8 protein-coding genes and 1 pseudogene are annotated in these 6,306 nt (G+C 51.0%); 4 read left to right on the top strand and 5 right to left on the bottom strand.

Translation table 11 applies throughout. The annotated features are described in order from the left end of the window. Positions 1–365 (top strand): hypothetical protein (locus A8707_RS25255; protein ID WP_231948472.1); only part of this gene is annotated, 365 nt, incomplete at its 5' end. A gap of 80 nt (positions 366–445) precedes the next feature. Here the strand turns inward: A8707_RS25255 and A8707_RS30780 are convergent. From A8707_RS30780 to A8707_RS25245, 4 genes and pseudogenes are all read right to left on the bottom strand, one after another. Continuing rightward, complete coding sequence (locus A8707_RS30780; protein WP_414858414.1) at positions 446–736, bottom strand: hypothetical protein; 291 nt, start codon at positions 734–736, stop codon at positions 446–448. A gap of 106 nt (positions 737–842) precedes the next feature. Next, positions 843–1,493, bottom strand: a complete 651-nt coding sequence (locus A8707_RS30020; protein ID WP_231948470.1) for a TraB/TrbI/VirB10 family type IV secretion system protein — start codon at positions 1,491–1,493, stop codon at positions 843–845. A gap of 126 nt (positions 1,494–1,619) precedes the next feature. Continuing rightward, positions 1,620–2,228, bottom strand: a pseudogene (locus A8707_RS30775) (S-layer homology domain-containing protein); the annotation flags it as partial. 635 nt (positions 2,229–2,863) lie between these two features. After that, positions 2,864–3,115, bottom strand: coding sequence for a YkvA family protein (locus A8707_RS25245; protein ID WP_068820106.1), 252 nt, complete (start codon positions 3,113–3,115; stop codon positions 2,864–2,866). Positions 3,116–3,339: 224 nt separating this feature from the next. Here A8707_RS25245 and A8707_RS25240 point away from each other — a divergent pair, with 224 nt between their 5' ends. The 3 genes from A8707_RS25240 (at position 3,340) to A8707_RS25230 (ending at position 5,816) form a co-directional block, all read left to right on the top strand. Next, positions 3,340–3,960 carry an IS607 family transposase gene (locus A8707_RS25240; protein WP_068820104.1) on the top strand — a complete coding sequence of 207 codons (621 nt, stop codon included), beginning with the start codon at positions 3,340–3,342 and terminating at the stop codon, positions 3,958–3,960. 195 nt (positions 3,961–4,155) lie between these two features. Beyond that, positions 4,156–4,425, top strand: a complete 270-nt coding sequence (locus tag A8707_RS25235) for a GlsB/YeaQ/YmgE family stress response membrane protein (protein WP_068820102.1) — start codon at positions 4,156–4,158, stop codon at positions 4,423–4,425. A gap of 86 nt (positions 4,426–4,511) precedes the next feature. Continuing rightward, entirely contained in the window at positions 4,512–5,816 is a 1,305-nt protein-coding gene (locus A8707_RS25230) for an NRAMP family divalent metal transporter (protein WP_231948468.1), read from the top strand. Positions 5,817–5,958: 142 nt separating this feature from the next. On the opposite strand, the gene A8707_RS25225 is transcribed toward A8707_RS25230, so the two are convergent. Continuing rightward, positions 5,959–6,225: a DUF1345 domain-containing protein gene (locus tag A8707_RS25225; protein WP_156518876.1), complete on the bottom strand. Its 267-nt coding sequence runs from the start codon at positions 6,223–6,225 to the stop codon at positions 5,959–5,961. Between the last annotated feature and the right edge of the window lie 81 nt (positions 6,226–6,306).

The raw sequence follows: 6,306 nt of genomic DNA, 5'->3' as shown, positions 1-6,306 counted from the left end.
GAACACCGGACATGTTAATTATAAAATCCTGTAAGTCATATAGGAAAAGACTTTTAGGCTTAGCGTACGATTTTGTCCGAATTCCCCGTTTGCCCCTTATTGGTAAAGTAATGATGACTGACCCAAACTTGGCTCAACAAGCTGGCGATTTTGCCGTCGATGCGGCTGTCGATACCGAAGCAGATACCCTAATTAATCAGGGTGTAGATGCCATCGCTTCCCATATTCCGGGAGGTGAAATGTTTGAGCAACAACTCAGAACCGAGGTGGATCAGGTTGTCAACAACGCGATCAACAACGAAATCAATAAAGGTGTTGGTGGCGTGGAGCAGGATATCGAAGGGATTTTCCACCAGAACCAGTAGGCTGTTGGGTATTGTCAGGTTAACCTGACAATACCATCGCCCCCGACATCCGCAAATTCTGACTCTGCCAGTCCAACTGCTTAACCGTGATCGCCACGTCTGGGGTGAGGAAACTCGCTAAGAGCCGCCGTCGAGTTGAGTTGTTTCAATGACGCGGCACACCCTCGTGGCATAATCCTGCACCCAGCAGTAAATCGTAGTGTGAGTTCGCTTCGCGAAGCTCCGAAGGACTCGACTTTGATTCCACGCTCCGCCATCATTTCCTCCAAATCTCGGTAACTCAGAGCATAGCGACCATACCAGCGCACGTTGAGTAGGATGATATTGGATTGGAAATGTCGCCATTTGAAGGGAGCTTTAGGATCAACCACGGACTGTTAATTTTCTCTCACCATTCCTTAACTCTATCACTTTTTGCAACGGAACCTCAATCAGTGGCTACTACTCTCAATTTGAGTATCCAGTTCTGGCCGTCTCCTAAAGGACAACATTACTGTGGACCGTGAGGGTTAAGTCTGAGTCAGGGTTAATGACGATCACGGTCCCGTTGCCAGTGTGATCGAGGAGTCCCCCCAACGTAGCCCCTGCGCCTGCCCCAGTAAAGACTTTCTGCGCCGTAATCTGGTGATTACCAGTGAGCGCGTAGATGCCGGAGCCGACAGCGGCTCCAATCGCCGCATCCCGAATAGTGCTACCCAGGTTACGATTTTGATTCGCGCCGATAGCGGAGCCCAACGCAGTACCCAATAGGGTCGTCTGAGATGTAATGTGCTTGTCATTAGTCGTTCCTTGGATCAGTGCCGAAGCGCCTGAGCCCAAAGCCGCGCCAGCCAAGCTAGCGCCAAAGTTAGGATCGCGTGTGTTGCGAGTCTGAGTGATCACATTCGATGACGCATTCAGGGGCATTTGCCGACCGTTCACAACCAACGTCTGAGCCACAAATTGAGCGCCGCCTGGAGCCGGTTGCAGTTGTCCAATGACCTGACTGCCCGCTGGAATGACGACTGTGCCCTGATTATCCCGAATGTCCTGAGTAACCGTTAACGCTAGGGGTGCCGTTTCCGTCGGTGCGACAATGATTCGCTGTGCCGTTGCGTACCGGACGGGAATCACGGTCCCGGCTAGCACCTGCGTTCCTTGAGTCTGGTTGCTTTGGGCTGTATTCGTACCCGCAATGTACTGCGTGGGGATGGTTGAAGCAAGTTGTCCAGTGCCGGCCAACGCTTGACACAGAAACGCAGACACTTCAGCACGGCTGGCCAGCTGGTTTGGATTCAGGGTGTTTACGTTGGGATAATTCACCACAAGGCGCTTTTCTGTGGCCGCCGCAAGGCTGGTTTGAGCATAGGTTGGAATCGCTGACGCATCAGAGAAACTAGCATTCAGGGTCGTCATGGCTGGCTGGGACGGCGCATAGTTTAGCCCACTGGCCAGCGCCACCAACACTTGCACGCGGGGAATATTTTGGGTTGGGTTAAAGACGTTACCAGGGTAGCCCGACAGGAAACCTGTTTGAGTCGCCGTGGTAATGGCACTATACGCCCAGTAGTTGGACGCGACATCGCCAAAGCGGACCGCATTCCGTGCCCGCGCTGCGTTCGGAAACGCTTTGCCGACCATCGCCGCAAATTCAGCGCGCGTCACGGCTGCACTGGGGTGGAAGGTCCCGTCTGGATAGCCGCTAATGATGCCCTGTTGCGCCAGTGAGGAAATACAGGACTGTGCCCAGTTCCCTTGCACATCAGAAAAGTTAGCTTGAGCTGAGGCCGGAGTCGCTGTGACTAGGGGGGCAAGGGCGCTGGAAACAGTCGCCAACGTCAGCAATAAAGTAGCGGTCGACCGAAACTTCGGGGTGCGAAGCATAAAAAATCACCACAATAACGATCTATTACTTACTACGATGCTTAGAGATCTAAAGTGTTCCGCCAGTCATCTGGGTAGAGGTCAGTCTTGCAACTGGCACAGCTTGAACTGTCCGATCTTCAGCCATCAATGAGACAGCCCAAATCACAGGTAACGATTTTGGGGTTCTTTACACAACCCCTCAAAGAGCTTGCTCCTTGGGGTCTCAGTAGTCATGGAACCAGATTTTGCCTTAAGAGTATTTCAGCCGCAAATCGATCATTTCTACGAATGTCTTTTGACGGCATACTACACAGGTCTGGACTAGAGCTGGACTTTTTTGTTCAGGGTACACCCGTAATCTTTAGAGAAGAGATGGGCTGAAAGCCTTGATTTTATGAGGAACTTGTGCCGTTTGTGCAGGTAGGCAAGCTTAATTGAGAGATCAGTAGAAGGCATGGGTTAGCCAGGTTTTGGGATCAGGGTGGGCGGGCACAAGCTAGGAGAACACCTTGCTGGAAGAGCGTTACAGCCTTAAGGCAAAAAACGGTTCCATGACTACTGAGACCCCTATACCTCTTGAGACATCCGGTTTCAAGAGGTGATCTCTAATCTGAGAAGGGGGACTAGCTCGAGCTGTCCCCTTTCTTTTGCCTTCATGACTCAACGTCAAGGGTGCTGATTGTAGCTTGTGGTTTGACGCTCTTCCGGTTTTCCATCACAACCTGTGCCATCTCGCTCACCAGAATCGTCAACACAACCGCATCATCAATCTCACCCACAATAGGAATGGTATTGATCGGATTTAATAGCCAGAGCAACGTTCCGCCTACCACCCAGCCCCGGTACTTAGGGTGGCGTAGCCCACGACGATACCCAGCATAAAGAAGTTGAAGTGGCTTGAACATCAGACATCCTGAATGACGATACTTTCATCATCACGGATTCATTTGCCCATTCCGCTCAAAGCGATGGACGGATAGCCGCACTCGTGCAAGTGGGGCATCCTTCTGACTTTTGCAAGCAGTCTGATGACTTCTCGATAGAGGTATCTCGTAAGGAGGAGTCCAAAAAGTAGGCAAATCTATGCAGGCTTGAGCCTCCGCTCCAGCGTCCCGTAGAATGAAAGCATATGAACGTAGGAATTGGTCGAGCTGCCGCAGAATTAGGAGTTTCTCGCGATACCTTACGTCGCTGGGAAAGCGCAGGCAAGATTGAGGTTGAGCGGTCTCCCTCTGGGCATCGACGCTATGACCTCGCACAGTTGCGGGGATTAGTGCCCGCTAACTCTGCCTCTAGCCGAGTAACGATCGCCTATGCGCGAGTTTCTAATCAGAACCAAAAGAAGGAACTGAAGCAGCAAGTCAGGATTCTGGAGTCGTTCTGCACCGAGCAAAGTTGGACGTTTGAGGTGATTCAAGACGTTGGCTCTGGCATGAACTACCGCAAAAGTGGCTTGCGGACTTTGATTCAGCGAATCTGTCAAGGGGATGTCGGACGATTGGTGATGACCCACCGCGATCGACTCGTGCGTCTAGGCATTGAACTGATTTTCTCATTGTGCGAACACTTTGGAACCGAGATCGTTGTGATCAATGCAAGTTCCCTCGCTGATTTTGAAGACGAGATTGCAGAGGACGTGATGGAGATTATCACCATCTTCTCTGCGCGACTCTATGGCAGTCGCAACCCCAAAAACAAAGATATTATTCAGCAACTGATGGCCGCAGTGGCAAAAGAACTGGAATCTTGAGCGTCGTCGGGATGCTTGAGTCTTCTCTCGACCCATTGACCCAAACGCTACGGAAACGCTAAGTGAAACGCAATCTTGCCGAGCTTTGCATAGATTTTTATTTTATTTTATAGAATAGTTCGAGGGGAAGAGAGCAGTTGAGGGCTGGCTTGATAGGGTAATGACATCCACTCAACGCCTCAAAAACATAGAACCATGAACATTATTGCTTGGATTATCTTGGGACTCATTGCAGGGGCGATCGCCAAAGCGATTGACCCTGCTGCCCGCAACAGCGGTCTTTTAGGCACGATGCTGCTGGGAATCATTGGAGCATTTGTCGGGGGCACCTTGGTCACGCTGCTCACCACGGGCAAGCTCTTGATCACCGCCTCGACGCTGAGTATTCCCGGCATCCTCGTTGCCGTTTTGGGTGCGATTGTTGCCGTCTTTATCTGGCACAGAATTGCGGGTGCTGCGGCATAACTTTCAGGCAGAGCTGAAGAGCGGCGGGTCATCTTTCAGCTCTGTCTCTTCTCTGAATTAAATTCTTAACTCGATGGTTAGCTTCTATGGAGATGAATCGTAAAGCGCAAGCTCCCACCGCTCTAAAAAGGAAACCCTCTCGGAAGAACCTCCTGCACCTACTTGGTCCGGGACTGATCACCGGAGCGTCTGATAATGACCCTAGCGGCATCGCCACTTACTCGCAGGCAGGAGCACAGTTTGGCTTCGGCATGTTGTGGACGATGGTATTCGTCTACCCGTTCATGGCAGGCATTCAAGATATCAGTGCTCGGATCGGACGAGTCACGGGTCACGGCATTGCAGGCAATCTTCGCCGCTATTACCCTAAGTGGGTCACCTATAGCATTGTGGCTCTGATGGTCGTCGCTAACACTATCAACTTAGGAGCCGACATTGGAGCAATGGGAGCCGCCTTGAAGCTGCTGAATGGAGGATCAGCGCTGCTTTACGCCGCACTATTTGCCTTCGGCTCATTAATTTTGCAAATTACGGTGCCCTACAGCAAATACGCTTCTATTCTCAAAGGGCTGACCGTGACCTTGTTTGCCTATGTCGCAACGGTGTTTATTGTACGGGTGCCTTGGGGAGAGGCACTTAAAGGAACCTTCTTTCCCTCAATTTCGCTGCAACCCGATTACCTCACAACGCTCATTGCCCTCCTGGGAACGACTATCAGCCCCTATCTCTTTTTCTGGCAAGCGTCGCAAGAAGTCGAAGAAACGGAAACTCACAAGAACCAGGAACCGTTAAAACGCGCTCCAGAGCAAGCCTCAGACCAACTCGCTCGAATTCGACTGGATACCTATTTTGGAATGGCGTTCTCGAATGTGGTTGCCTTCTTCATTATTTTGACGGCGGCTGTGACCCTTCACGCTTCAGGCAAAACGGATATTCAAAGTTCCGCTCAAGCGGCAGAAGCGTTGCGTCCAATCGCAGGTGACTTTGCGTTCCTACTATTTAGCGGCGGCATCATTGGAACGGGATTATTGGCGGTGCCTGTGTTGGGTGGGTCAGCCGCCTATGCTGTGGGAGAAGCGTTGCAGTTGCCGACTGGGTTAGAGCGCAAGCCGTTAGAGGCAAAAGGCTTTTATGCGGTTTTAGTGGTGGCAACGCTGATTGGGTTAGGACTGGACTTTACTCCGATCGATCCCATCAAAGCTCTATTCTGGTCGGCAGTCGCGAATGGGATAGTGGCTCCTCCGGTGATGGTGATGATGATGCTCATGACGACCAATCGTCGAGTCATGCAGCAGTTCACAATTTCTCCCCGGCTCAGAATTCTGGGTTGGATGGCGACCGCCCTGATGAGTGTGGCAACGCTCGGCTTTCTTCTGACACTCGGAAAATAACATGGATTTTCTGGCATGGAAAAAAAGCGGTTGTGTCGCAAATTCTTTTTAGTGACAAACGATCTGGGTCGATCTGTATTGCAATCAAAGATTCCGCCGCACGCAGACAGAGTATGAACCAACCACTTTTAATCCTTGCGCCTTAAATCAGTCCGGCAACGATATTGATGGTCATCGCTAGGATGCTCGTGTTGAAGAAGAACGATAAAACGCCGTGCATCAAGCTTAACCGCCGCATCGTGCGCGAGGTGACATTCACATCCGACACTTGGCTTGTCATGCCAATGACGAACGAGAAATAGAGAAAATCCCAATAGTCTGGCTCCATCTCCCCCGGAAAATCTAACCCCTGCGCTTTACACTCGGAAAGCGTCTTATGATCCTGATAATAAGGGCAGCTGCCCGACAAAAATAGCTATGTTTTGAGCCAAACGCTGAAAGCTTTACTCAGTAGAGCTTTAGTACCCATATGATAAACTTTCGCACGTAT

It is taken from the genome of Phormidesmis priestleyi BC1401 (assembly GCF_001650195.1).
In the GTDB taxonomy this organism is placed as follows: domain Bacteria; phylum Cyanobacteriota; class Cyanobacteriia; order Leptolyngbyales; family Leptolyngbyaceae; genus Phormidesmis_A; species Phormidesmis_A priestleyi_B.
Note: the sequence above shows the minus strand (reverse complement) of the source record. Positions and strands in the feature narration are given on the sequence as shown.

Coding starts and splice junctions, on each gene's coding strand:
- A8707_RS25235 (WP_068820102.1), top strand. CDS start 4,156: ATGAACATTATTGCTTGGATTATCTTGGGACTCATTGCAGGGGCGATC.
- A8707_RS25245 (WP_068820106.1), bottom strand. CDS start 3,115: ATGTTCAAGCCACTTCAACTTCTTTATGCTGGGTATCGTCGTGGGCTA.
- A8707_RS25240 (WP_068820104.1), top strand. CDS start 3,340: ATGAACGTAGGAATTGGTCGAGCTGCCGCAGAATTAGGAGTTTCTCGC.
- A8707_RS25230 (WP_231948468.1), top strand. CDS start 4,512: ATGGAGATGAATCGTAAAGCGCAAGCTCCCACCGCTCTAAAAAGGAAA.